This window comes from Methylomarinovum caldicuralii, from assembly GCF_033126985.1.
In the GTDB taxonomy this organism is placed as follows: domain Bacteria; phylum Pseudomonadota; class Gammaproteobacteria; order Methylococcales; family Methylothermaceae; genus Methylohalobius; species Methylohalobius caldicuralii.
The window spans coordinates 604,084-625,597 of record NZ_AP024714.1 but is presented as its reverse complement, the minus strand read 5'-3'; the positions used below and the strand labels follow the sequence as shown (position 1 = coordinate 625,597).

General features: G+C 64.6%; 21 protein-coding genes. 9 read left to right on the top strand and 12 right to left on the bottom strand.

The genetic code is table 11. The annotated features are described in order from the left end of the window. Window positions 1–75: 75 nt before the first annotated feature. From MCIT9_RS03245 to MCIT9_RS03230, 4 genes are all read left to right on the top strand, one after another. Window positions 76–1,425, top strand: a complete 1,350-nt coding sequence (locus MCIT9_RS03245) for a POT family MFS transporter (RefSeq protein WP_317705991.1) — start codon at window positions 76–78, stop codon at window positions 1,423–1,425. Continuing rightward, entirely contained in the window at window positions 1,422–1,904 is a 483-nt protein-coding gene (locus MCIT9_RS03240) for an MEKHLA domain-containing protein (RefSeq protein WP_317705990.1), read from the top strand. Before MCIT9_RS03245 ends, MCIT9_RS03240 begins: the two co-directional genes overlap by 4 nt. A 91-nt stretch (window positions 1,905–1,995) precedes the next feature. Continuing rightward, window positions 1,996–2,493, top strand: a complete 498-nt coding sequence (locus MCIT9_RS03235; protein ID WP_317705989.1) for a hypothetical protein — start codon at window positions 1,996–1,998, stop codon at window positions 2,491–2,493. Continuing rightward, window positions 2,490–3,008 (top strand): tetratricopeptide repeat protein, encoded by a 519-nt coding sequence (locus MCIT9_RS03230; protein WP_317705988.1) that lies wholly within the window; start codon window positions 2,490–2,492, stop codon window positions 3,006–3,008. The genes MCIT9_RS03235 and MCIT9_RS03230 overlap by 4 nt, the downstream gene beginning before the upstream one ends. Here the strand turns inward: MCIT9_RS03230 and MCIT9_RS03225 are convergent. Then, window positions 3,002–3,832, bottom strand: coding sequence for a RibD family protein (locus tag MCIT9_RS03225; protein ID WP_317705987.1), 831 nt, complete (start codon window positions 3,830–3,832; stop codon window positions 3,002–3,004). The genes MCIT9_RS03230 and MCIT9_RS03225 overlap by 7 nt on opposite strands. Window positions 3,833–3,915: 83 nt before the next feature. Here MCIT9_RS03225 and MCIT9_RS03220 point away from each other — a divergent pair, with 83 nt between their 5' ends. Then, entirely contained in the window at window positions 3,916–4,827 is a 912-nt protein-coding gene (locus tag MCIT9_RS03220) for an NAD(P)-dependent methylenetetrahydromethanopterin dehydrogenase (RefSeq protein WP_317705986.1), read from the top strand. A 5-nt stretch (window positions 4,828–4,832) separates the two neighbouring features. Then, window positions 4,833–5,738: an NAD(P)-dependent methylenetetrahydromethanopterin dehydrogenase gene (locus MCIT9_RS03215; RefSeq protein WP_317705985.1), complete on the top strand. Its 906-nt coding sequence runs from the start codon at window positions 4,833–4,835 to the stop codon at window positions 5,736–5,738. A 5-nt stretch (window positions 5,739–5,743) separates the two neighbouring features. Here the strand turns inward: MCIT9_RS03215 and MCIT9_RS03210 are convergent, their stop codons facing one another. Together MCIT9_RS03210 and MCIT9_RS03205 are read right to left on the bottom strand one after the other, a co-directional pair. After that, window positions 5,744–6,397, bottom strand: a complete 654-nt coding sequence (locus MCIT9_RS03210) for a hypothetical protein (protein WP_317705984.1) — start codon at window positions 6,395–6,397, stop codon at window positions 5,744–5,746. After that, on the bottom strand, window positions 6,394–8,820 hold the full coding sequence (locus MCIT9_RS03205) for a Lon protease family protein (RefSeq protein WP_317705983.1): 2,427 nt from the start codon (window positions 8,818–8,820) through the stop codon (window positions 6,394–6,396). Before MCIT9_RS03205 ends, MCIT9_RS03210 begins: the two co-directional genes overlap by 4 nt. Before the next feature lie 97 nt (window positions 8,821–8,917). Between MCIT9_RS03205 and MCIT9_RS03200 the strand changes: the two genes are divergently transcribed. Both MCIT9_RS03200 and MCIT9_RS03195 read left to right on the top strand, forming a co-directional pair. Next, on the top strand, window positions 8,918–10,195 hold the full coding sequence (locus tag MCIT9_RS03200) for an MgtC/SapB family protein (protein WP_317705982.1): 1,278 nt from the start codon (window positions 8,918–8,920) through the stop codon (window positions 10,193–10,195). Window positions 10,196–10,224: 29 nt separating this feature from the next. Then, window positions 10,225–10,809, top strand: coding sequence for a Uma2 family endonuclease (locus MCIT9_RS03195; RefSeq protein ID WP_317705981.1), 585 nt, complete (start codon window positions 10,225–10,227; stop codon window positions 10,807–10,809). Window positions 10,810–10,837: 28 nt separating this feature from the next. Here MCIT9_RS03195 and MCIT9_RS03190 read toward each other — a convergent pair whose 3' ends face one another. Both MCIT9_RS03190 and MCIT9_RS03185 read right to left on the bottom strand, forming a co-directional pair. Next, entirely contained in the window at window positions 10,838–11,269 is a 432-nt protein-coding gene (locus tag MCIT9_RS03190) for a type IV pilin protein (RefSeq protein ID WP_317705980.1), read from the bottom strand. A gap of 12 nt (window positions 11,270–11,281) precedes the next feature. Further along, window positions 11,282–13,357, bottom strand: a complete 2,076-nt coding sequence (locus tag MCIT9_RS03185; protein ID WP_317705979.1) for a pilus assembly protein — start codon at window positions 13,355–13,357, stop codon at window positions 11,282–11,284. A gap of 365 nt (window positions 13,358–13,722) precedes the next feature. Here MCIT9_RS03185 and MCIT9_RS03180 point away from each other — a divergent pair, with 365 nt between their 5' ends. Further along, window positions 13,723–14,757, top strand: a complete 1,035-nt coding sequence (locus MCIT9_RS03180; protein WP_317706689.1) for an IS4 family transposase — start codon at window positions 13,723–13,725, stop codon at window positions 14,755–14,757. On the opposite strand, the gene MCIT9_RS03175 is transcribed toward MCIT9_RS03180, so the two are convergent. The 7 genes from MCIT9_RS03175 to cmoB all read right to left on the bottom strand — a co-directional run bounded on the left by MCIT9_RS03175 (window position 14,640) and on the right by cmoB (window position 21,488). Further along, on the bottom strand, window positions 14,640–16,130 hold the full coding sequence (locus tag MCIT9_RS03175; RefSeq protein WP_317705978.1) for a hypothetical protein: 1,491 nt from the start codon (window positions 16,128–16,130) through the stop codon (window positions 14,640–14,642). The two genes, MCIT9_RS03180 and MCIT9_RS03175, sit on opposite strands and share 118 nt — an antisense overlap. Before the next feature lie 14 nt (window positions 16,131–16,144). Continuing rightward, a complete protein-coding gene (locus MCIT9_RS03170) occupies window positions 16,145–16,657 on the bottom strand; it encodes a pilus assembly PilX family protein (protein WP_317705977.1) in 513 nt (170 codons plus the stop codon). A gap of 8 nt (window positions 16,658–16,665) precedes the next feature. After that, entirely contained in the window at window positions 16,666–17,682 is a 1,017-nt protein-coding gene (locus MCIT9_RS03165) for a PilW family protein (RefSeq protein ID WP_317705976.1), read from the bottom strand. 2 nt (window positions 17,683–17,684) lie between these two features. Next, window positions 17,685–18,218 carry a type IV pilus modification protein PilV gene (pilV, locus tag MCIT9_RS03160; RefSeq protein ID WP_317705975.1) on the bottom strand — a complete coding sequence of 178 codons (534 nt, stop codon included), beginning with the start codon at window positions 18,216–18,218 and terminating at the stop codon, window positions 17,685–17,687. After that, window positions 18,209–18,775 carry a GspH/FimT family pseudopilin gene (locus tag MCIT9_RS03155; RefSeq protein WP_317705974.1) on the bottom strand — a complete coding sequence of 189 codons (567 nt, stop codon included), beginning with the start codon at window positions 18,773–18,775 and terminating at the stop codon, window positions 18,209–18,211. Before MCIT9_RS03155 ends, pilV begins: the two co-directional genes overlap by 10 nt. Before the next feature lie 1,070 nt (window positions 18,776–19,845). Beyond that, window positions 19,846–20,562 (bottom strand): alpha/beta hydrolase family protein, encoded by a 717-nt coding sequence (locus MCIT9_RS03150; RefSeq protein WP_317705973.1) that lies wholly within the window; start codon window positions 20,560–20,562, stop codon window positions 19,846–19,848. After that, complete coding sequence (gene cmoB, locus MCIT9_RS03145) at window positions 20,559–21,488, bottom strand: tRNA 5-methoxyuridine(34)/uridine 5-oxyacetic acid(34) synthase CmoB (protein WP_317706688.1); 930 nt, start codon at window positions 21,486–21,488, stop codon at window positions 20,559–20,561. The genes MCIT9_RS03150 and cmoB overlap by 4 nt, the downstream gene beginning before the upstream one ends. Window positions 21,489–21,514 lie beyond the last annotated feature (26 nt).

Genomic DNA, 21,514 nt, shown 5'->3' with positions numbered 1-21,514 from the left:
GCCTGCCATTGTAAAACAGGCCCTCTCGTTTCTTGGCCTATAATTTCGACCTTCGTGACATTCGAGCGGAGCAACATGTCCGACTATCGCCGCGCCCCCCTGGCCATCCCGGAAATGCCGCCGGGCATCCCCTTCATCGTCGCCAACGAGGCGGCCGAGCGCTTCAGCTATTACGGCATGCGGGCGATCCTGGTGGTGTTCATGAGCCGGTATCTGAGCGATTCCCTGGGCCGCCCCGATCCCATGACCGAGGAGGAGGCCAAGGGCTGGTTCCATCTGTTCGTGTCCGCGGTTTATCTGACCCCGCTGCTGGGGGCGCTGCTGGCCGACGGCCTGTGGGGGAAGTACCGCACCATCGTCACCCTGTCGCTGGTGTACTGCCTCGGGCATTTCGTCCTCGCCCTCGATGCCACCCGCACCGGCCTGCTGCTGGGCCAGTCCTTGATCGCGCTGGGGGCCGGCGGCATCAAACCGTGCGTCTCCGCCCACCTGGGGGATCAGTTCGGCGCCAGCAACCGCCATCTGCTCGGCCGGGCGTTCGGCTGGTTCTACTTCGCCATCAACCTCGGCGCCTTCAGCGCCATGCTGATCACCCCTTACCTGCTGCACCGTCACGGTCCTGCGGTGGCCTTCGCCGTGCCCGGCATCCTGATGGCGCTGGCCACGCTGATCTTCTGGCTCGGCCGCTACCGTTACGCCCACGTCCCGCCCCAGGGCATGGGCTTCGTGCGCCAGGTGTTCAGCCGCGAGGGGTTGCAGGTGGTGGGGCGACTCAGCCTGGTCTACGTTTTCGTCGCCATGTTCTGGGCCCTGTTCGATCAGACCGGCTCGTCCTGGGTGCTGCAGGCCGAACGCATGGACCGGCACCTCTGGGGCTACGAGGTGCTGCCCTCCCAGATTCAGGCCAGCAATCCCCTGCTCATCATGCTCCTGGTGCCGCTGTTTTCCTACGTCATCTATCCCGCCGTGGGGCGCCGGGTGGAACTGACGCCGCTGCGCAAGATCGCCGCCGGCCTGTTCGTCACCGCCCTCGCCTTCGCCCTGGCGGCCTGGCTGCAGGAAAGGATCGACGCCGGCCAGACTCCGTCCATCGCCTGGCAGCTGCTGGCGTACGTGATCCTGACCTGCGCCGAGGTGATGGTATCGATCACCTGCCTGGAGTTTTCCTACACCCAGGCGCCCAACGCGATGAAGTCCTTCATCATGGCCTTCTTCATGCTCTCGGTGGCGGCCGGCAACCTGTTCACCAGCGCGGTCAATTTCCTGATCCGCAACCCCGACGGCGGCAGCCGCCTGGCCGGGGCGGACTATTTCTGGTTCTTTACCGCGGCGATGCTGGTCACCGCCCTGTTGTTCCTGATCGTGGTGCGCCACTACCGCGGGCGCAGCTATGTTCAGATCGAAATCCCCCTGGAGCGGCTATGAGCCTGACACCCCCTTCCCCGGCCAACGCCTGGCTGGCGGAGCACACTGAACGGCTGCGGCGCAGTTTCCGTCACTGGACCGGGCGCGATCTGGTCGATCCGGCGCTGGATCCGGTGGCGGCGGCGCGCCGGCTGTACCGGGCCCCTTTCGCCCTGGTGTCCCACGATGACCAGGCCGATCCCCGCTTCGATTACGCCAATCTCACCGCCCAGCGTCTGTTCGAACGCCGCTGGGAGGAATTCGTCGGCCTGCCTTCACGCCTTTCCGCCGAGGCACCCCTGCGTGAGGAGCGTCGGCGCTTGCTGGAGCAGGTGTCGCGCCACGGCTACATCGGTGATTACCACGGTGTCCGCATCAGCCGCAGCGGCCGCCGTTTCCTCATCGAGCAGGCGACGGTCTGGAACGTGCTCGACGCCCAGGGGCGCCTCATCGGCCAGGCCGCCTGCTTTTCCCGCTGGCGCTGGCTCGAGACGCCATGACGGGCGGGGCTGGTTGATTTCGCCTGGGTTTGCACCTAAGCTGCTGCGCAGCCATGAGAAAAACCACAACGGAATCCCGGAGGAGAGGTTTATGCAGGAAGGAGTGGTCGATATCCAACTGGTCGTCTTTCAGTCGCTGGTGGTGCTGTCCCTGCTGGTGATCCTGGTCGGGGTGCTCCGGCCCCAGTGGTTCCTGGGGTGGATGAAAAATCCCAAGCCCGTCTATATGTTCGCCGCCGGTTCGCTGCTGTTTCTGGTCAGCTATTTCTTTTTCAGTCTGCGCCTCGGCAATCCCTGGCAGGTCGCCGCCATCCACGCGGTGGTGCTGTTTTCGGTGATCTTCCTGATCTTCGGATTGATCAATCCCCGCTGGGTCTTCGGCACCGACAGGCTGGACCGCCTGTGGGTGATGGCGATAGCGGCGGCGCTGTTCATGGGCTTCATGACCCTGCTGGGAATGTACTACGGCCCCAGGAACAAGCGCCGGGTGCCGCCCCCCGGCCGCAAGCCGGCGGTGACGGCGCCGCAAGCGAACCAAACCCCCGCAGCGCCCGCCCCCGGACCGGCCGATGAGGCGCCGGCGCCATGAAACGTGCGCTGATCCTCGCCCTGATGCTGGGGCTGTCCGCCTGTTCCCTCGATCCCCTGTTCACACCGGGGCCGGTGGTGCAGCCGCAACCGCGTTACCCGGCCCCGCCGGCCCATCCTGCGCCTCAGGCCCGCCAGTCCGCCCCGCCGCCACCGGCTAGTGCAGCGCCTCCACCGCCGGTTCGCGCAGAAGCGCCCCCGCCGGCGGTGGTGGCGCTCGTGGCACAGGCCCGGGAGGACCGCCGCCGCGGGGACCTGGAGCGGGCCGCCGGGCGCCTGGAACGGGCTTTGAGAATCCAGCCGGAAAACGCCCGGCTGTGGTACGAACTGGCCGTGGTGCGGCTGGAACAGGGCCAGCCGCGGCTGGCCGAGGAACTGGCCAAGAAATCCCTGCAGCTGGCCCGGGGCGACGTCGAATTGCAGCAGCGCGACTGGCGCCTGATCGCCGAGGCCCGCCGCCGCAGCGGGGATGCCTCCGGAGCGCGCGAGGCCGAGCGCCACGCCGCCGGTTACTGATTGTCGAAGCAGGCGAACCATTGCCCCGCCCCGCCGGGGCCGGCGGGATCGTAATGCAAGGTGCGCAGGGTCAGGTGGCCGGCCGGTCCCAGTTCCGGCCCCGGCACCATGGTGCGGAACGCCTCCCCGCCCATGAGCTGATGGGTGATGGTCTGATACAGTCGCTGCAGGTGGCCGCTGCGCACCACGGTGTCGAGCATGGCGGGGCCGGCGATGAGATAGATACTGCGAAAGCCCAGTTCCCCCAGGATGGGGATCAGGCGGCGTCCTTCCACCAGGGTGTCGCGGCCGGCGAAGATGACCGGATACCCTTCCTTGCGCCAGGCGGTCACCTTGTCGGGGTCGGCGCCTTCCCCGGTGAAGATGAACACCTGCTGGCGGTGCGTCCGGACCGAGTCGGGAATGACGAAATCCAGGCTGGCGCTGGCGATGGCGATGGCTGGCTGCGGCGCCAGCCCCTGCTGCCGGCGCCACGGGACCAGATCCGCCCCGCTGGGATGGGTGCCGATCTGGAGGATGTTGCCCAGCCTCCCTTCCGCGAGGGCCCGCAGATAGCCGCCGTGGGTGATGAGACAGTCGGCCTGGGCCTCCAGCTCCAGAAACAGGCGGAAGTCGGCCGGGGTGGTCAGGCTCTTGGGCAGATAGGGCTGGCCCGTGTGCAGATCCTCCAGGGCGATGCGGCCGTCGAGGCTGGCGAGGAAATTGGCATAGACGAAAGGCTTTTGCGGCGATCCCAACGTGAAGACCCGGTGCTGCAGATACAGCCCGGACAGCGGGACTTCCGCAAAGGGCGCGGGATAGAGACGAAAAATTTGTTTTTGCATATCGGCCACGTAATAATTGGTGAAATCTGCCGTCTGCGGCGCGCTGCAACGGTTTCCGGTCAACAAGAACAAGAGTCCGTCCGATGGAAAAACCCTACATCCTTCACATGCTCACCACGGAGAAGAATCTCAGCCCCTTCGATGTCAACATGGCCCAGGACGCCGGCTGGCAGGTAACCATGCCGTACCTGCAGGTGGAAGAAGGCGAGGTTCAGGGCCTGATCCAGGATGCGATCTTCTCCCGTGGACCCAAGGGCGTCAAGCGCACCGCCGCCTTCATCGGCGGGCGCGATCCCGAGGCGGCGATGAAGATGCTCGAGACCGCCCGCACCTCGATGGTGCCGCCCTTCGAGATTTCGGTCCTGGCCGATCCCTCCGGTGCTTTCACCACCGCCGCCGCCATGGTCGCCGCCGCCGAGCGCGAACTTGCGGACAAGTTCGACACCACCCTGAGCGGTTGCAAGGTGCTGATTCTCGCCGGCACCGGTCCCGTGGGCCAGATCGCCGCGGTCCTGTGCGCCAAGGCCGGCTGCGACGTGAGCATCCTTGGCCGCCAGCAGGAAAAGTCCGAGCGTATTGCCAAACTGTGCAATGAGTTCTTCGGCCAGGGCCAGACCCGCATCAAGGGGCTGGGCAACGACAAACTGCCGGAGCTGTTGCCGGAGGCCGAGGTCATCTTCGCCACCGGGGCGGCCGGCATTCAGTTGCTGACCGCCGAACAGGTCACCGCCGCCACCAAGCTGATGGTAGCCGCCGACGTCAACGCGGTGCCGCCGCCAGGGATAGCCGGCATCGACCCGCAGGCCGACGGCGCGCCGATCGAGGATTCCCCCTCGGGGGCGGTGGGCATCGGTGCCCTGGCCATCGGCAATATCAAATACCAGACCCACGCCCGCCTGCTCAGACAGATGCGTGAAACCGAAAAGCCGGTCTATCTAGCCTTCGACGAAGCCTTCGCAACGGCCCGGGAAATCGTTCAAGCCAAACGAGGATAATGCCGATGACCACGCGCACCGTACTCCACATGCTCAGCCCCCGGCCTCAGGTCAGCCCGTTCGACATCAACATGGCGGTCGATGCCGGTTTCGACATGATCTTCCCCCACGCCAATGTCGAACCGGATCAGGTTTACGGGCTGACCCAGGACATCATCTTCTCCCGCGGACCCTCCGGGGTGAAACGGACCGCCATCTTCATCGGCGGCCGCGACATCGGCCTCGCCCTCGACATGATGGAAACCGTCCAGAAGGCGATGGTGCCGCCCTTTGAGGTTTCTGTTCTGGCCGACCCGTCCGGGGCTTTCACCACCGCCACGGCGCTGGTGGCGGCGGTGGAGAAGCAGCTCAAGGAAAAACACGGGCTGGAGATGCAAGGCTGCCGTGCCATCGTCTTCGGCGGCACCGGGCCGGTGGGGATTTCCACCGGCGTCATCGCCGCCCTGGCGGGGGCCGACGTCACCATCGTCGATCACCTGAGCCTGGACACGGCGATGCAGATCGCCTCGGAATACAGCCGCCGCTGCGGCTGCAACATCAAGGGAACCTTCGCCAGCTCCGGGGCCAGCAAGGCCTGGCTGGTGAGACGGGCGGACATCATCTTCAACACCACCAAGGCCGGAATCCAGGTCCTCGACGAGGAAATCCTCGAAGACGCCCGCCGCCTCAAGGTAGTCGGCGACGTCAACGCGGTGCCGCCGGCGGGGATCGCCGGCGTCAAACCCCGCGACATGGGGACGCCGCTGAGCACCGCCCCCAACAGCCCCGGCGCGGTGGCGGTCGGTCCGCTGGCGGTCGGCAACCTCAAGTACAAAATCCAGAACGCCATGCTGCGCGATCTGCTGCAGACCGAGAAACCGGTTTACTTCGACTTCCACGAGGCCTTCAACCGCGCCCGCAAGTGGGTGTGAGCCCGCTACACCAGCAGCACCGGGCAGCGCGCCACCTGCGGTAACCGCGCGGCCCGGGGCTGACTGCGGGGGCAGACGACGGCGCTGCATTCCCGGCCGGCGAGGAAGTCGGCCAGCTGTTCGGGAGGAACCGGCGTCACCGGTTCCGGCAGCTCGGGATGCTGCTGGGGCGGGGCGACGACCCTCAGCGGACAGCCTTCGGCGGCGGCCAGTTCCCGGGCCAGCCGCAAGGCCCGTTCCCCCGCCTCGCTGCCGTCGTACCAGACCCAGACCGGCGGCTGGGTGCGGGCGGCGTATGACGCCGGGGTGGCGAGCACCAGCAGGTCGCTGTCCCGGCTCCAGGCCAGGGCGGTTTCCGGATAGCGGCCGGTTTCGATCCGCATTTGGCCCGGCAGGGCGTGGCGGGACAGCCAGCGTTCGATTTCCTGACGGCGCTGTTGCCACCAGCGCCGCAGCCTTTGGGGATCGAAAGGTTGCAGGCTGGCCGACAGGCGGTCGATCTCCCGCACCCAGGGCAGTTCGGCGGCCCGCTGCAGGTCCACGCTTTCGATGAGGAGCACCGTCAGCTCGCGGCGCTGGATCAGCGCCAGGCGGGCGCCGATCTCCAGGGCCCGGTACTGCCGGCAGTGCAGATCGATGGCGACGATGATCCGGTTCATGCCTCTTCGCCCCCGCGATTGTCCTGATCCTTACTCTTGGCGAAGCGGCGCCGCAGTTCGGCGAATTCCTGCAGCTGCCGCTCCACTCGGCCGTTGACCGTCTCGGGCGGGAAGCGCCCGTCGGGACCGCGTTCCCCGGCGGGCACGCCGAGCAGCAGCTCCAGGGCCTGATCCACGGTGGCGACGGCGTGGATGCGGAATTTGCCGTCGCGGGCCGCTGCCACCACGTCCTGGCGCAGCATCAGGTTCTGGACGTTGGCTTGGGGGATGACGACCCCTTGGGTGCCGGTCAGCCCCTTGCGGCGGCAGATGTCGAAAAAGCCTTCGATCTTCTCGTTGACTCCGCCGATGGGCTGGACCTTGCCGTGCTGGCTGACCGAGCCGGTCACCGCCAGATCCTGGCGCAGCGGTAGGTCCGCCAGCGCCGACAGCAGTGCGCACAGTTCGGCCAGCGAGGCGCTGTCGCCCTCCACCGGCCCGTAGGATTGTTCGAACACCAGGCTGGCGGCCACGGACAGGGGCTGGACCCGGGCATAGCGGGCGGCCATGAAGTTGGCCAGAATCATCACCCCTTTGGAATGGATCGCGCCCCCCAGCTCGGTTTCGCGTTCGATGTCGATGACCTTGCCGTCGCCGAGACGGGCGGTGGCGGTGATCCGCGACGGGCGGCCGAAGCTGAAATCCCCCAGGGAGATCACCGACAGTCCGTTGATCTGGCCCACCTGGCTGCCTTCAGTGTCGATCAGCAGAACGTCGCGCTCGATCAGTTCCTGGATACGCTCGCGCAGGCGGCTGTTGCGATCGATACGGGCGTCGATGGCCGCCTCCACGTCGGCCCGGGTGATGTGTCCGCGCCCGGCCTGGCGGGCGCGGAAGTCGGCTTCCTTGAGCAGATCGGTAACGCCGCGCAGATGGGCGCTGACCTTGTGGGCGTCCTCCACCTCGCGGGCTCCCTGCTCCACCATGCGGATGACCGCATCGCGCGCCAGCGGCAGCAGTTTCTCCTTGCGCGCCAGGGTGGCGAGCACGCGGGCGTAGAGCTGGTGGGTTTCCGGGCTGCGGGGCAGGTCCTCCTCGAAATCGGCGGCGACTTTGAACAGATCGCGGAATTCGGGATCGAGGGCGTCGAGCAGGTAGTAGAGCAGGCGGTCACCGAGCAGGATCACCCGCACGTTCAAGGGGATTGGCTCCGGTTCCAACGGCACGGTGCTGATCAGGCTCAGGGTGCGTTCCAGCGATTCGATCCGGATCTCGCCGGCCTGAAGGGTGCGCTTGAGGGTGTCCCAGGCGTGGGGCTGAAGCAGCACCTTGCGGGCGTCGAGGATCAGGAAACCGCCGTTGGCCCGGTGCAGGGCGCCGGGTTTGATCATGGAGAAGTCGGTCACCAGGGTGCCCATGAAGGCGCGGTAATCGATGCGGCCGATCAGGTTGGTGTGGTTGGGGAGCGCTTCGTGGACCACCGGGGCGCCGCGGGTTTCGCTGTGATCCACCAGCAGGTGGACCCGGTAGTGCTTGAGGCGTTCCTCGGCCCGGTTGATGAGGAAGGGCAGCGGGATGGGCGGGGCCGGCTGGGGCAGGAAATCCTCCAGGTGGTCGACGATGTCCTGCTGGATCGCCTCCAGGTGGGCCAGCACGCCCTCGAATTCCCGGTACTTCTCCCGCAGGTCCTCGATCAGATGGCCGACGGCGTTCTGGGTGACCTGGCGGTTGAGCTGGCGCAGCTTCTCGCGCATTTCCTTACGCCAGGCGGGGAACTGGCGCACCACCTTTTGCAGTTCCTGCTGCAGTTCGGCGACCGTGGCCTCGATCTGCTTCTGCACCTCCGGCGGCAGCTGGTTGAAGACCTGGGGCGGCATTACCTGACCTTCGTGGGTCAGGGGGGCGAAGGCGAAGCCGGTGGGGGTTTCCAGCAGGGCGATGCCCTTCTCCCGGGCCTTCTGGCGCAGTTCCTCGATGGCCCTGGCTTCGCGCTCGCGGGCGGACTGCTCCAGTTCCTCCACCCGGGCGCGGTATTCCTCGCCTTCGAAAGCGGCCGGAATGGCGGTGCGCAGCTCGTCGATCAGTTCCTGGATGTCCTGCTGCAACCGGCGGCCGTGCCCGGCCGGCAATTGCAGCCGCTTGGGTTTGAACGGGTCCTTGAAGTTGTGCAGGTAGCACCAGTCCGGAGGCGCCGGTCGCTGGGCGGCCCGCTGGCTCACCACGTCCGTGACCGCGGTCTGCTTGCCGACACCGGTGGGGCCAGGCACGAAGACGTTGAAGCCGGGATCGGCCATGTCCACGCCGAAATGCAGGGCCTCCATGGCGCGGCGCTGGTCGAACACCAGGGGAACGTCGGGCAGTTCCTCGGTGGTGGAGAAAGGGAAGTCGGCCGGGTCGCAGGCACGGTAAAGCTGATCGGGGGAAAGCGGTTCGTGCGGGTCCATGGGCGCTCCTCCGTGATGTTTTCCCTGGCATTGTAGGTTTGCGCCGCCGGCGGGGCAAACGCTATGCTGAGATTCGGAGATTTTCCAGGGAAACGACATGGAAGACTATCTGATCCTGTTCCGCAATCTGCTGATCGCTCTGGCGCTGGGGTTCCTCATCGGTCTGGAGCGGGGGTGGTCCAAGCGCGAGCTGGAACCGGGGCGGCGCATCGCCGGCATCCGCACCTTCGGCCTCATCGCCCTGCTCGGCGCCCTGACCATGCTGCTGGCGCGCGAGTCCAGCCTGTGGGTGATCACCCTGGCCTTTGCCGGCCTGGGGGTGCTGATCGCTGCGGTCACTTACGTGGAGGCCCAGAAGACCGGGGAATACGGCATCACCACCGAGGTGGCGGCCTTCATCGCCTTCGTCCTGGGGGCGCTGACGATGACGCCGCATGTCAAACTGGCTGCCGCCGCCGCGGTCATCACCACCATCGTCCTCGGCACCAAGCCGGTGCTGCATGCCTGGATCCGGCGGCTGTCGCCGGAGGAACTGCAGGCGGTCTTCAAACTGCTGCTGATCTCGGTGGTGCTGCTGCCGATTCTGCCGAACCGGACCTTCGATCCCTGGAACGCTCTCAACCCTTACGAGATCTGGTGGATGGTGGTGCTGATCTCGGCGATCTCCTTTCTGGGCTATTTCGCCATCAAGATCGCCGGTCCCGGCCGGGGCGTCCTGCTGACTGGCCTGCTGGGCGGGCTGGTTTCCTCCACCGCCGTGACCTTGAACCTTTCGCGGCTGGCCCGCCTGCAGCCGGGAAGCGAGCGTTTGCTGGCGGGCGGGATCGTCATCGCCTCCACCACCATGTTCGTGCGCATCCTGATCGTCACCTTGCTGCTGCGGCCTTTGTTGACGGAGTATCTGGCCGCGCCGTTGCTGGCCATGACCGCTGCCGGCTATCTGGGGACCTGGCAGCTGGTGCGCCGCCGGGACGGGCAGGCAGCGGTCTCCGGGGCCCAGAGCGGGCTGCGCAATCCCTTCGAGCTGGACACCGCCTTGGGATTCGGTCTCTTTCTCGCCTTCATCCTGTGGCTGACCCAGGTGCTGCGCCAATGGATCGGCGAGGCCGGGGTCTATCTGACGGCGGTGCTGTCGGGGCTGACCGACGTGGACGCCATCACCCTGTCGCTGACACGGCTGGCGGAGGATCCGGCGCTGCTGGCGGTAGCGGTGCGGGGGATCCTGCTGGCGGCAGTGGTCAACACCTTGGTGAAAGGCGGCATGGCGGCGGTCATTGGCGGCTGGCGGCTGGGAACGGCCGTCGGCGGCGTGTTCCTGGGGCAGATCGCCGTCGGCATCGCGATATTGCTGTGGCAGGAATGGGCTTACAATTGACGGCAGGCCATTGTTTGAGGAGGTCCGCCATGAGCTTGCCCAAACGCGACGATGCCCGCCATACCTACGGGGAATACCGCCAGTGGACGGAGGATGCCCGCTACGAACTGATCGAGGGGGTGGCCTACGCCATGGCCCCGGCGCCTTCCCGGATTCATCAGGAAGTGCTCGGCGAGCTGTTCCGTCAGGTGGCCAACGCACTGGTGGGCCATCCCTGCCGACCGTTCATCGCCCCCTTCGACGTGCGTTTGCCGAAGGGGAACGAGGCCGACGACGAGATCGACACCGTGGTGCAGCCGGATCTGTCGGTGGTCTGCGATCCCGACAAACTGGACGCGCGCGGCTGCCGCGGGGCGCCGGACTGGATCGCGGAGGTGCTGTCGCCGGCCACCGCCGGCCACGACCACATCCGCAAACGCGCCGTCTACGAGCGCGCAGGGGTGCGCGAGTACTGGCTGGTGCACCCGGTGGACCGGATCGTGACCATCTACCGCCTGGAAGACGGCCGCTATGGCGTCCCCGAGGTGCGCGAGCTGCGGGGGCGGCAGCAGGTCGCGGCAGTCGAGGGGGTAGAAATCGACTGGGAATCGTTTGCGGAGTTTTCAGGCGATTGAGGCCCTGAATCCATCGGGCCTTTCCGGATTACCAACAGTCAGCGACCGTGACACCACTGGCGGCATCCTTGATGCCTTTCTGACCGATGTGGTTGAAAGTGAGTTTGCCGCATTTGTCGTTGGCCTGGTCGTTCTGGGGGGCAGCCTGAAGATTGAAGGCAGTGCTCGTCAACCCCAAAGCGCTGATCGTGTAATAGCCTTCGTCGGTGCTGGTGTAGGCAGTAGCGAGCTTGGTGTTGTCACTGTCATCCACCGCCGCGCAGCCGGTGTCGTTGTAGGCGCTGTACTCGGTGTAACAGCGCTCCAATACCTGGGCGGTTTTCAGCAGCGCCGCGATCGCGTCGGATCTTCGGCTCTTGCGCACCTGCTCCAGATAGCTGGGGTAGGCGATTGCCGCCAGGATGGCGGCAATCGCAACGGCGAGCATCAGCTCGATGAGGGTGAAGCCCCGGTTTGTCATGTCCAAGCTCCATCAGTCTCCGATGACCTGACGCCAGGAAAGCCGGCCGCTGGTTCCCGGTGCCTTGCTTTCCAGAACCGATGCCACGTTGCCGCTGCTCTGGCTGATCAGCTTGACCTCGGTTCCCGCATCCTTGTCGATCGGCGCCGGCGTGGTTGGGATGGCTGCCATTTTTTTGCCGGTGGGCGGGATCAGCTCGTTGGCCCCATCGCCGTCCCGGTCGTAGGCGACCTTGTCGCTGTCATCGATTTTGTCATCGCCGGTGAAATCGAAAGGCGGGATCGGGAGTTCGGAGCCATCTAAATAGTCCAGCTCCATCAGCCAGCCATATCCGCCCGCAGCACAGGGATCGGAGGAATCCGGCACCAGGGTCACGAACACGAAGCGCTGGTCGCGGGCGATGGGATTGTAGGCCACCCGCTCGCCGCTGTCCGGCAGGTCCATGAACCAGCCGCGGTCGCTGCTTGAACTGACCGCACCGCTCGAATTGCGGGAATAAGCCGCGCTGTTGTTGGAAGTCAGGCGCAGGTCCTGGCCCGAAATGGTTTTTACCGTCAGAACGGTCTGTTCCACCAGCTTGCTGCGGCCGGAGACGGCGGTCACCCCGCCACCCGGCTGGTCATCCCAGATGCCGTACAGGGTCTGGGGGGATGTGTCGGTAAGGTCGGCGTGTTCCAGGTATTTGCCGGTGCCGAAGCCGACCATGTAGCCCCCGTTGGGATGGGGCACCACCATCGGCGCGGTGGTGATGGGCTGGGGATTGTTGCTGGCGTCCTTGGCGGTGAACAGCTTGCGCGTGGTCCAGTTGGCCGGATCGGTGTCGGTCAGATCGAATTTCCACAGGTTGCCTTCCAGATCGCCGGCATAGGCGATGTCGATGTCGCCGTCGCCGTCGGTGTCCACCGGCATCGGCGTCGCCAGGCCGTTGGGCGTGGCGGTCGAGCCGACGCCGGTGTCGATCTTGACGTAATCGCCGCTGTCGGTCCAGTCGCCGTCCGTCCCGCCTTCCAGGAACAGCACGAACAGCACGGCATGCCCCGTGGTCGAGGCATGGCCGTCGGCCTCGCTGTTGTTGTAGCCGTTGCCGACGATGAGCGCCCACTTGCCGTTGTTCATCTTGGCGATCTGGGCCGACTGGCGGGTGAGAAAATTCAGTGGCGGCTGGTTGTAGGTATAGCCCAGATCGGCATCATCCTCGTCAGTGAACTCCCACAGCACCAGACTGGCGGCATTGGCCTCGGAAAAATTGGCCGGGTCGGTGACGTCGAGGGCGTAGTAGCCCTGGCCGCCGCCGTTGAGCCCCCCGGCCAGCACCGTCTTCCAGCCGCTGGAGAATTTGGCGTCGGCCACCATGGGGGATCCATCCACAAAATAACGGTGGGGCACGCTGGACTGGCCGTAGTTGGAATCGGTCAGGCGGCTCAAATTCTTGTACACCGGCCCCGGCACGTAGGCGATCTTCTCCTCTCCGGTGGCGGCATCGAAGCCGTGCAGCATGCCGTCGTTGGCGCCGACGTAAACAATGGGGGTGCGAGAAGCGTAAGTGGACGCAAAGCTGGCATAGCTGCTGTCCAGGAATCCAGCCTTGGGCGGGCCGACATAGAAGGGGCGCGAATGGACGATGTCGCCCAGTTTGCTGCTGCGCACGCGGAAGCCGGAGACGTCACTGCCGCGCAGGAAGTCCACCCGATCGCTGCCTTGGCCGTCGGGGGCGCCGGAGGCGTTTTTGTTCAGATAATCCTTCTGGGTGGTGTCGCTGAGCCCGGCGATGGCCGACCAGGTGAAAGGAATGCCATCGTGACTGTCACGGCTGATGGTGAGGATGGTGCGGCTGGCCGGCGTCTGGGTGTCGATCACGTCCCCGGCATCCCAGTTGGGAGTGGAGCTGACGGTGCCGGCAAGATCGATGTCGAGAGACAGCAACTGGCCGCTCCAGTCACCGCTGTTGAAGCGGGCCTGGTAAACCACGCTGCCGGATACCAGTGAGGTGGAATTGGTGGCGGCGGAAGCTGCGGAGCCGGTTTTGGCCAAGATATTGTTGAACGCCTTTCCAAGTCCTCCCACCAGCTTGTCCGGGGTCGTCGCCATCACATAGTTGTCCGGTTGACCATCAGCGTCAGCATCCCATTCTTCTGCAAGATCAGGCTTGTTGTTTCCGTTAGAATCGTTGAATCCACCGTATTTTCCCGCAAGATATAGCATGTTGCGATTGCCATCTAAAGGGTTACTGTTGTATTCTTGGGTATCGATGAAAAAGCTGCTGACATTCTGGGTACCATCGAGGTCTGAACGCAAATCGGTTATATTGGCGTAATAGGCCAGTCCAGCAATGTAATAGGAATTTTCCTTGGGCGCATAGGGGCAAGTTCCCATGATCTCGGCTAGATTGCTTACAACCACGCTTTTCCCATTTTTGCACCTTCCGGCGTCGACATGAGCTGGGCTGAACAAGAATTTTTTCCCTGGCGCTGGGCGATGCCCGCCTGAACCGGCGGCTGTGCCGGGTGATAGAAGCGATGGCAAACGATCCGATGGCGAGCGTTCCCAACGTTTGCGGGGGTGGCTGGGCGGAGACCAAGGCGGCCTACCGGCTGCTGGACAATGCCAGGCTGGATTTTCGGGAGGTGTTGCGGGCCCACAGTGTGCCGACCCTGGAACGGATCCGGCAGCAGTCGCGGGTGCTGTGCCTGCAGGACACCACCGAGCTGGATTATTCCGGGCGGCCGTCGATGGCGGGGTTGGGACGGCTGAATTACGAGCAGCGTCAGGGGTTGTACCTGCATCCGACGCTGGTGATCAGTGAGGCGGGCGTGGCCCTGGGGGTGACCGACTGCTGGCACTGGGCGCGTTTGCCCAAGGGGGAACCGGACCTGGCCGAAAGCCTGCGTTGGGTGGAAGGTTATGAGCGGGTGGCCGAGATGGCCGCCCTGGCGCCCGAGACCCGGCTGGTGTATGTCGCCGACCGCGAAGGTGACCTTCGGGCCCTGATCGACCGGGCCGAACAGCTGGGCTTTGCCGCCGATTACCTGATCCGGGTGCAGCACGACCGTAAGCTCAATGACCCCCTCGATGGCAAACTGCGGGCCGCGGTCGAAGCCCAGCCGGTGTTGGGGACGATCGCCTTTGACCTGCCGGCCGGCGGCAACCGCCCGGCCCGGCAGGTCACACAAACAATCCGGCTCGCCCGGGTCGAACTGAAGACCCGAAGCGGCCCGGGTCCCCAAGTCACCGTCATCCTGGCCCGGGAAGAGGCGCCCCCCGAAGGCCAGGAAGCGGTCGAATGGTGCCTGATCACCAACGAAGAAATCACCACCCTGGAACAGGCCAGAGCGCGCATCGAATGGTACCGCAAACGGTGGTGGATCGAGGTCTACTTCCGCATCCTCAAAAGCGGCTGCCGCATCGAAGCCCTGCAACTTCGCACCCGGGAATCTCTAGCGGTGCCGTACACATATCCAACGGTGTCACTTCCGCTTGCATTATCTTGAGTCCAGGTGGTATGCAACCCTTCCATTTCACCGACCTGCTGGGTCAATGCGGCAACGTCAATGGAAGTGTCCGGATTACTGGGCTCGCCGCAGTCACCGGCTTGAAAACTACCTGGCAATCCTGTCTTGCCCGCCTTGTCACAAGTAAAGAAAGTACCCGGAAGCTTCTTATCGAGCCAGGGATTGGCATCATTGATGGCGACGATGAAGTTCTTCTGGCAGGAAAACTGGATAGGATCATTCCAAGTGGTGTAGATGGGAAAACTACCGCCCGGTGCTCCTGATGCATATTCCGGCGTTGGGGCAAGGTTTTTGAAATACCGAATTGCCTCGTAGAACATTTCACCTATTGGATCGTAAGACTTATAGCCATCATAGTGGAAGCGGTTGATGTAGTTGATCACCCCACTCCAACCGCCGGCTTCACCCAATGGGTTCTGGTAAATCTGCCCGGTTGCAGGATTGATTTCCCTGGTAGTGTTGGCAACGACGTTTCCGGAATTATCGATTTTCTTTTCGCCAACATAACGCATGGGTGCGCGCAATACACCTCCGTCGCGTGCTTTGGAGTTGTCGTTGGTATAGGAGAAAACCCCAAAGCGCATTGTCTCGGCATATTTTTGGATGAACCCTTCAGGCTTGTAAACAGTATTGCCGGTTGCGGAATCGGTATATTTATTACAATTGGCCTCAAGCCCCTTGCTTGGATCGCAGACTTTCACCTTGACATTAAATCTGCCTTTTTGGCTTTCTCCGCGCCTTGTGCCGACCTTGAACCGGTATCCACCAACACTGTGGTTGGTAATGTAAAGTTCACCGGTCCAGGGGGTGGCGCCTGATCCATCGGCCACATATTTGATCGGATACCAGGAAATGTTATTCTGCGCTCGTGCACGCTCCAGAACAGTCTCCGTCGGGCTGTCCACGATCCGGTTACCGCCGGTCATGGTCCAGATGAACATGTCGATGGCTGTCATCGTGGCCCAGTTGAGGAAATTGCCGCTCCATTTGCCGCCACTGCAGGTATGGCTTGATGCGGCGCTGTCCGGGTTAAACTGACCGCTACTATAAACGTAGCATTTGTCAGGATCAAAGATGCCTAAATAAGTATAATCTGGAAAATAACAGGCGCCCACCTCACCACCGCCCTTAGTTATCCGCCCTGAACAGCCGGGGGGGTTTCCCTGCTGGTCAGCATAGGCCGCCCCTCCCATGGGGGTTTCTACCGACATGTCGATGAGCACATTGGCCGAGGCTGGAGAGGTTAAAAACAAAGGAGACTGGGAAAGTGTCAGCAATGTGGCATGGGTGGAAGGGCTAATGAGCAGAATGCCTGCAATTGCCAGTGTGCGATTCCAGATCGATAATTTCATTGCGTATCTCCGAATCAAGGCGCAAACACTTCCTGCAACACCACCTGGGTGTTGGCGTTCCCCCCGCACCCGACCGCCGTGATGCGGTACTGGGTTTTCCACGAGGCGGCCCCCGCCGGCCAAGCCTGGTATCCCTCGATCCAGTATCTGGGCTGGCAGGCCACCAGCGCCAAAGAACCTGCGCCGGTATAGGTCCCCAGGGTGACGCCGTTGGGTCCCTTGGTAGCATCCTTCCAGACGTCGGAAAACCCGGCGGTGGCATCGCACAGGCCATTGGTGCAGTCAGCAGCGAAACCGGTCAGGCCGGAAATGATCCTTCCCGAAGTAGGGGTAATGTCGGCTTCGGCGTCCCGCAGCGCGGCTTCTGCGGCCTGGAAGGCCAGGTTCTGATCGCGGTAGTTGCCGGCCATCTTTTCTTCCAGCAGATTGGTCTGCATGGCGGCGACCCCGAGCACGGTCATCACCAGCAGCATCACCAGCCCTACGATCAGGGCGGCGCCGGTCTGAAAGCTTTTACAGTTTGTCATTCCGTTCCTCATGGCAGGCGGTTGCGCAGGCCGATGGTGGTGATGAACACCCGCCGCAGGCGGCGGTCCGCCGGCGTCACGGTGGCGCCGTTGAAGGTGTAGGTCTGGGGAGCGGTGGTGATGTTGTCCTCGGTTGACTGCAGCAGCAGGCTGATGCGGACACTGGCGACCCGGCTCCAGTCGGTCACGTCGTTGGCGCGCACGAACTGGTCGGTGACACCGTCGCCGTCGGAATCCTGGCCGAAGAGGATCTGCATGTTCTCGATTCCCTCCACCAGTTCCTCGGCGGCATTGCTGCCATCCTTGCGGTACAGGGCCGGGAAACCGGCCGGATTGGTGCGGATGTAGAAGGTGCGGGTGGTGATCTTGGCCAGTTCACCGTTGCCGGCGTAGCAGGCGCCCAGATCCTTGGTGGCGTTGCCGGGGGTGACCGAGCCGCCGGTGTTGTGGACCACGTTCATTCCGGCATTGACGTTGGTGATCTGGAAAATGGAGGCGCGGGAGCAGTTGCCGGCGATGACGATGTCGCCGTTGCTGAAGACCGAGGCATCGCTCACCTTCAAATCGGCGGTAAAGGAACTGGAATTGCCGCAGTCCCCTGAGTTGCTCGGCTGCCCCGTGACGGCCACCCCTTCGTCGAACATGCCCCGGATGGCGACGATGTCGCGTCCCCCAAGAGGACTGGTGATGCTGGAATCTTTTGTGGGCGTCCAGGCGCTGGCGCTGGTGGCCTCAAACCCGTATATAGCATTGCCGAAGTTGTACAGAAAAGAAGACGTGTCGTTGAGGGTGTTGACCAGAGTTCGGGCCTGTCCGGCGCAGCCCTGGTAACCGGCCATGCGGATGTCTCTGGCCAGCAATTCCATGGCGAAGCGGGCGTTCTCCTGAATTCTTGCCGAAGCCTCGGCGACCCGGTAAGTCTGCTTGTTGGCGGCGTAGATCTGGATCACCCCGGCGGTGAGGATCAGGCCGGTCACCAGGGCCACTAGGATCTCAACCAGGGAAACGCCTTGCTGCCTCGACATCTTCATGGCTGGAACACCGTCACGAAGCGTTTGATGACCGGATTGCCGGCGCTGTCGAATTCATCCACCCACCACAGCTTGACCACGTAGAGGCTGCCGTTGTTGTCGCAGGCGTATTCGCGCGTATCCACCGTGCCGTCACCATTCGTATCGTCGCCGTCATCGGGGGTGGCGTCGAGGCAGACCACCCCCACGCCCTGGGGCAGCCCTTGGCCCACGGCGGTATTCCATTCCCAGACATCGTGCTCAGCCATCTGCTGGGGAGTGCAGACGGAAGGCGCGTGGCCGTCCCAGACGCAGTTATGGTCGGCGGGGGTTGGATTGTTGTAAAAACCACCCTGGAAACCCGCCCGGTTGGCCCGCATCCGGTCGGTCATGTCGTAGGCCAGCAGGGTGGCCTGGGTGCGCAGGTTGGCGCCATGGCTGCTGTGGAGACCGAAGGTCTGCAGCTTGGCCAGGCCGAGCAGGCCGATGGCCAGGACCAGGACGGCGACCAGAATTTCAATCAGCGTGAACCCCCGGCATTTCACGGGCATGTCGAAGCCCCCTTGGTGACGGAAACCCTTCCTGTTGTGTTGATAGCGATGCTGCGGGCATCGGCGGTGTCTGTGCCGTGACACAGGCGGAAAGTACCGTTCGCCAGCCCCCCGTTGCCCCGACTGATGCCGGAAGGCAGGTAGCTGATCCAGTTGCTGAAGTTGCTGCCTGTCCGAAGTGTGAGTGTATCAGGCAGGGCGCCGTGGACCCGAAGAATGCACTCTTCACCGCTCTCGCAGGGCGTCGAGTCGCCATTGTCGGCGAAGGCACCGTCACTGTTAAGATCAGTGAACACGATCCACCCCTGTTCCCAGTAACCGGAAGTGGCACAGCTCTCTCCGTCGGCGCTTTTGCAGACGGTCACCCGTATCCCCCGCTTGACCGCCTCGCTGCGGGCCAGACTGAGGGTGCCGACCAGTTCGTTGGCGGCGGCGGTCAGGCGGTTGTTCTTGACCAGCGCCTGAAAGCCCGGCACCCCCACCGTCAGCACGATGGCGGCCATGGCTACGGTGACCATCAGTTCGATGAGGGTGAAGCCTGTGGCTCTGGAAAACATGAAACATCCGCTGATCCGGTTCAGGGTAATATGAAGCATAGTCCATCTGCGCGGAAGTTGAATGTGAGTCGTCTCACGAATCCGTTGATTCACTGGGTGCTCCTGACGCTGCTGTTGGTGGGGCTGCCTCTGGCCGGGGTGTGCTGGGGCAGCGGGACTCCGGTGGACTATCTCCGCTTCCCGCCGCGACCGCCGGCCCCGCCCGAAACGCCGTTTTCCTGGCCGCTGTTTCTGCTCCTGGCAGTGCTGGCGGTCGGCCTTTACGGGATGCTGGCGGGGCTGCTGCGCCACTGCCCGCCCCCGTCGCGAAGGATTCGACCGTTCCCGGGCTGGGGCTGGGCGGCGCTGGCCTGGCTGGCGGCAGCCTGGTGGCTGGCCTGGACCCGGCCGGACTGGCTGGGGCAGCTGCAGGACTGGACCTTCACGCCGCTGTGGCTGGGTTACGTCGCCGTGGTCAACGCCCTGTGCCTGCGCTGGCGCGGCTGGTGCCTGTTGACCCATCGCCCCCGGTTCTTGCTGGGTTTGTTTCCGCTGAGCGCCCTGTTCTGGTGGTACTTCGAGTATCTCAACCGCTTCGTCGGCAACTGGCAGTACCTGGGGGTGGAGGATCTGGGGGCCTGGGCGTATTTCTGGCGCGCCACCCTGCCGTTCTCCACCGTGCTGCCGGCGGTGGTCAGCACCACGGCGCTGCTGGGAGTTTTCTTCGGTCCTGCCCGTGGCCTGCCGCCCTTGCAGCTGTCCCATCCCCGCCGCTGGGCCTTGGCGGGGCTCGGTCTTGCCGGTCTGAGCCTGATCGGCATCGGAGTGTGGCCGCAGTGGCTGTTTCCGATGCTGTGGGTGGCGCCGCTGGTGCTGTTCGTCTCCCTTCAGGTATTGCTGGGTGAGCGGAGCTATTTCCATCCCCTGCGCGAAGGGCGCTGGGAAATCGTCGCCGTGCCGATGCTGGCGGCGCTGGTCTGCGGTTTCTTCTGGGAGATGTGGAATTACTGGAGCTGGCCCAAATGGGTCTATCACGTACCCTGGGTGGGCCGGTTCAAGCTGTTCGAGATGCCGGTTTTGGGCTATGCCGGTTATTTGCCGTTCGGATTGGAGTGCATGGTGGTGGCCGACTGGTGGGCCCGGCTGATCCAGGTGGACATGACCTCGACGATCTCCCGCCAAACCGCTTCCTCCGTGCGGCCGGCGCGCTTTGGCACCTTGAAGGAGTGATCGCCGCCTTCGATGACGTGGAGAGTGAGCGGCGCCGTCAGGGTTTTCAGGACGTCGCGCAGGCGGTCGAGATCGCAGAGGCGGTCGCGGTCGCCCTGGATGAACAGCATCGGGCAGGGGATGCGGGGCAGGTGGTCGGCGCGCAGCTTCTCCGGCTTGCCGGGCGGGTGCAGGGGATAGCCGAGGAAAATCAGGCTGTCGCAGGACTCGCCCTCGGCCGTCAGCAGGGAGGCGATGCGCCCGCCCATGCTCTTGCCGGCCAGATACCATTGGCGCGGGGCCAGTTCCCGGTCCCGGCGCACCGCGTCGATGACCGCTTTCCAGGTCGCCTGCAGCAGTGGCGCCCGGTCCGGCGCCTTGCGGCCCGCCTCCATGTAGGAAAAGTTGAACTTGACCGAAAGCAACCCCCGCGCCGCCATCTGCTCGTGGACGAAGGTGATGAACGGATGGTCCATGCCGGCCCCGGCGCCGTGGGCCAGGATCAGGCCGCGGCGGCGGTCGTAGCCGTCCGGGACCGCCCATACGCTGGTGACGGCCTTGTCGGCGGTGACCTGGATTTTGCGTTCGAACCGGTTCATGGTTTCTCCGCCAGCAGGATGGCCCGGCGCGGGGCCGGATAGCCTTCCACGGTGCGGTCGGGATCGCTCGGATCGAGGAAATCGGCCAGGGACTGGAACCGCATCCAGTCGGTGGCGCGTTGTTCTTCCGGGGTGGTGCGGCTGACGTCGATGCAGCGGATACGCTCGAAGCCGGCCCGTACCAGCCAGCCTTCCAGGGTCACCACGCTGGGTATGAACCAGACGTTGCGCATCCGGGCGTAACGGTCCCGGGGCACCAGCACCTCGCCTTCTCTGCCTTCGGTCACCAGGGTCTCCAGCACCAGCTCGCCGCCGCGGCGCAGGCAGTCCTTGAGGGCGAACAGGTGGTCGAAGGGCGAGCGGCGGTGGTAGAGGACCCCCATGGAGAACACGGTGTCGAAGGCCTGCAGCTTCGGTGGCAGGTCCTCCAGGGCCAGGGGGAGGATGTCCGCCGCCAGATCGCCGGCCAGGCGCTTGAGGGCCAGGAACTGGAACACGTAGCGCAGGGTCGGGTCGATGCCGATCACCCGGGCCGCCCCTGCCCCCAGCATCCGCAGGGCGTAGTAGCCGTTGCCGGCGCCGACGTCGAGGACCAGGCGGCCTGCCAGCGGGGAAACGGCGTGTTCCAGCCGGGCCCATTTGCGGTCGGAACGCCATTCGGCGTCGATGTGGATGCCGAACACCTCGAACGGACCCTTGCGCCAAGGATGCAGCTGGCGCAGGGCGGCCTCCAGCGCCGTGCGGGTTGCGGCGTCGCAGTCCGCCGGGGCGCCGATGCGCACGGTCGGGGCGGCGAGCGCCAGCGACGATGGCACAGGGCGGGGCAGTTCCGCCAGCAGCTGCCGCCAGTGGCGCAGATCACCGTGGCGCTGCGGAGCCAGGGCGGCGGCCAGCTGCCGGGGCAGCGTTCGCCCCCAGGGACGCAGGGCGGCGGGCAGGGCATCCAGGAGCG

What these genes read in the sequence shown, in the direction of transcription:
- MCIT9_RS03245 (WP_317705991.1), top strand. Translation starts at nt 76, where the DNA reads ATGTCCGACTATCGCCGCGCCCCCCTGGCCATCCCGGAAATGCCGCCG.
- MCIT9_RS03240 (WP_317705990.1), top strand. Translation starts at nt 1,422, where the DNA reads ATGAGCCTGACACCCCCTTCCCCGGCCAACGCCTGGCTGGCGGAGCAC.
- MCIT9_RS03235 (WP_317705989.1), top strand. Translation starts at nt 1,996, where the DNA reads ATGCAGGAAGGAGTGGTCGATATCCAACTGGTCGTCTTTCAGTCGCTG.
- MCIT9_RS03230 (WP_317705988.1), top strand. Translation starts at nt 2,490, where the DNA reads ATGAAACGTGCGCTGATCCTCGCCCTGATGCTGGGGCTGTCCGCCTGT.
- MCIT9_RS03225 (WP_317705987.1), bottom strand. Translation starts at nt 3,832, where the DNA reads ATGCAAAAACAAATTTTTCGTCTCTATCCCGCGCCCTTTGCGGAAGTC.
- MCIT9_RS03220 (WP_317705986.1), top strand. Translation starts at nt 3,916, where the DNA reads ATGGAAAAACCCTACATCCTTCACATGCTCACCACGGAGAAGAATCTC.
- MCIT9_RS03215 (WP_317705985.1), top strand. Translation starts at nt 4,833, where the DNA reads ATGACCACGCGCACCGTACTCCACATGCTCAGCCCCCGGCCTCAGGTC.
- MCIT9_RS03210 (WP_317705984.1), bottom strand. Translation starts at nt 6,397, where the DNA reads ATGAACCGGATCATCGTCGCCATCGATCTGCACTGCCGGCAGTACCGG.
- MCIT9_RS03205 (WP_317705983.1), bottom strand. Translation starts at nt 8,820, where the DNA reads ATGGACCCGCACGAACCGCTTTCCCCCGATCAGCTTTACCGTGCCTGC.
- MCIT9_RS03200 (WP_317705982.1), top strand. Translation starts at nt 8,918, where the DNA reads ATGGAAGACTATCTGATCCTGTTCCGCAATCTGCTGATCGCTCTGGCG.
- MCIT9_RS03195 (WP_317705981.1), top strand. Translation starts at nt 10,225, where the DNA reads ATGAGCTTGCCCAAACGCGACGATGCCCGCCATACCTACGGGGAATAC.
- MCIT9_RS03190 (WP_317705980.1), bottom strand. Translation starts at nt 11,269, where the DNA reads ATGACAAACCGGGGCTTCACCCTCATCGAGCTGATGCTCGCCGTTGCG.
- MCIT9_RS03185 (WP_317705979.1), bottom strand. Translation starts at nt 13,357, where the DNA reads ATGGCGACGACCCCGGACAAGCTGGTGGGAGGACTTGGAAAGGCGTTC.
- MCIT9_RS03175 (WP_317705978.1), bottom strand. Translation starts at nt 16,130, where the DNA reads ATGAAATTATCGATCTGGAATCGCACACTGGCAATTGCAGGCATTCTG.
- MCIT9_RS03170 (WP_317705977.1), bottom strand. Translation starts at nt 16,657, where the DNA reads ATGACAAACTGTAAAAGCTTTCAGACCGGCGCCGCCCTGATCGTAGGG.
- MCIT9_RS03165 (WP_317705976.1), bottom strand. Translation starts at nt 17,682, where the DNA reads ATGTCGAGGCAGCAAGGCGTTTCCCTGGTTGAGATCCTAGTGGCCCTG.
- pilV (WP_317705975.1), bottom strand. Translation starts at nt 18,218, where the DNA reads ATGCCCGTGAAATGCCGGGGGTTCACGCTGATTGAAATTCTGGTCGCC.
- MCIT9_RS03155 (WP_317705974.1), bottom strand. Translation starts at nt 18,775, where the DNA reads ATGTTTTCCAGAGCCACAGGCTTCACCCTCATCGAACTGATGGTCACC.
- MCIT9_RS03150 (WP_317705973.1), bottom strand. Translation starts at nt 20,562, where the DNA reads ATGAACCGGTTCGAACGCAAAATCCAGGTCACCGCCGACAAGGCCGTC.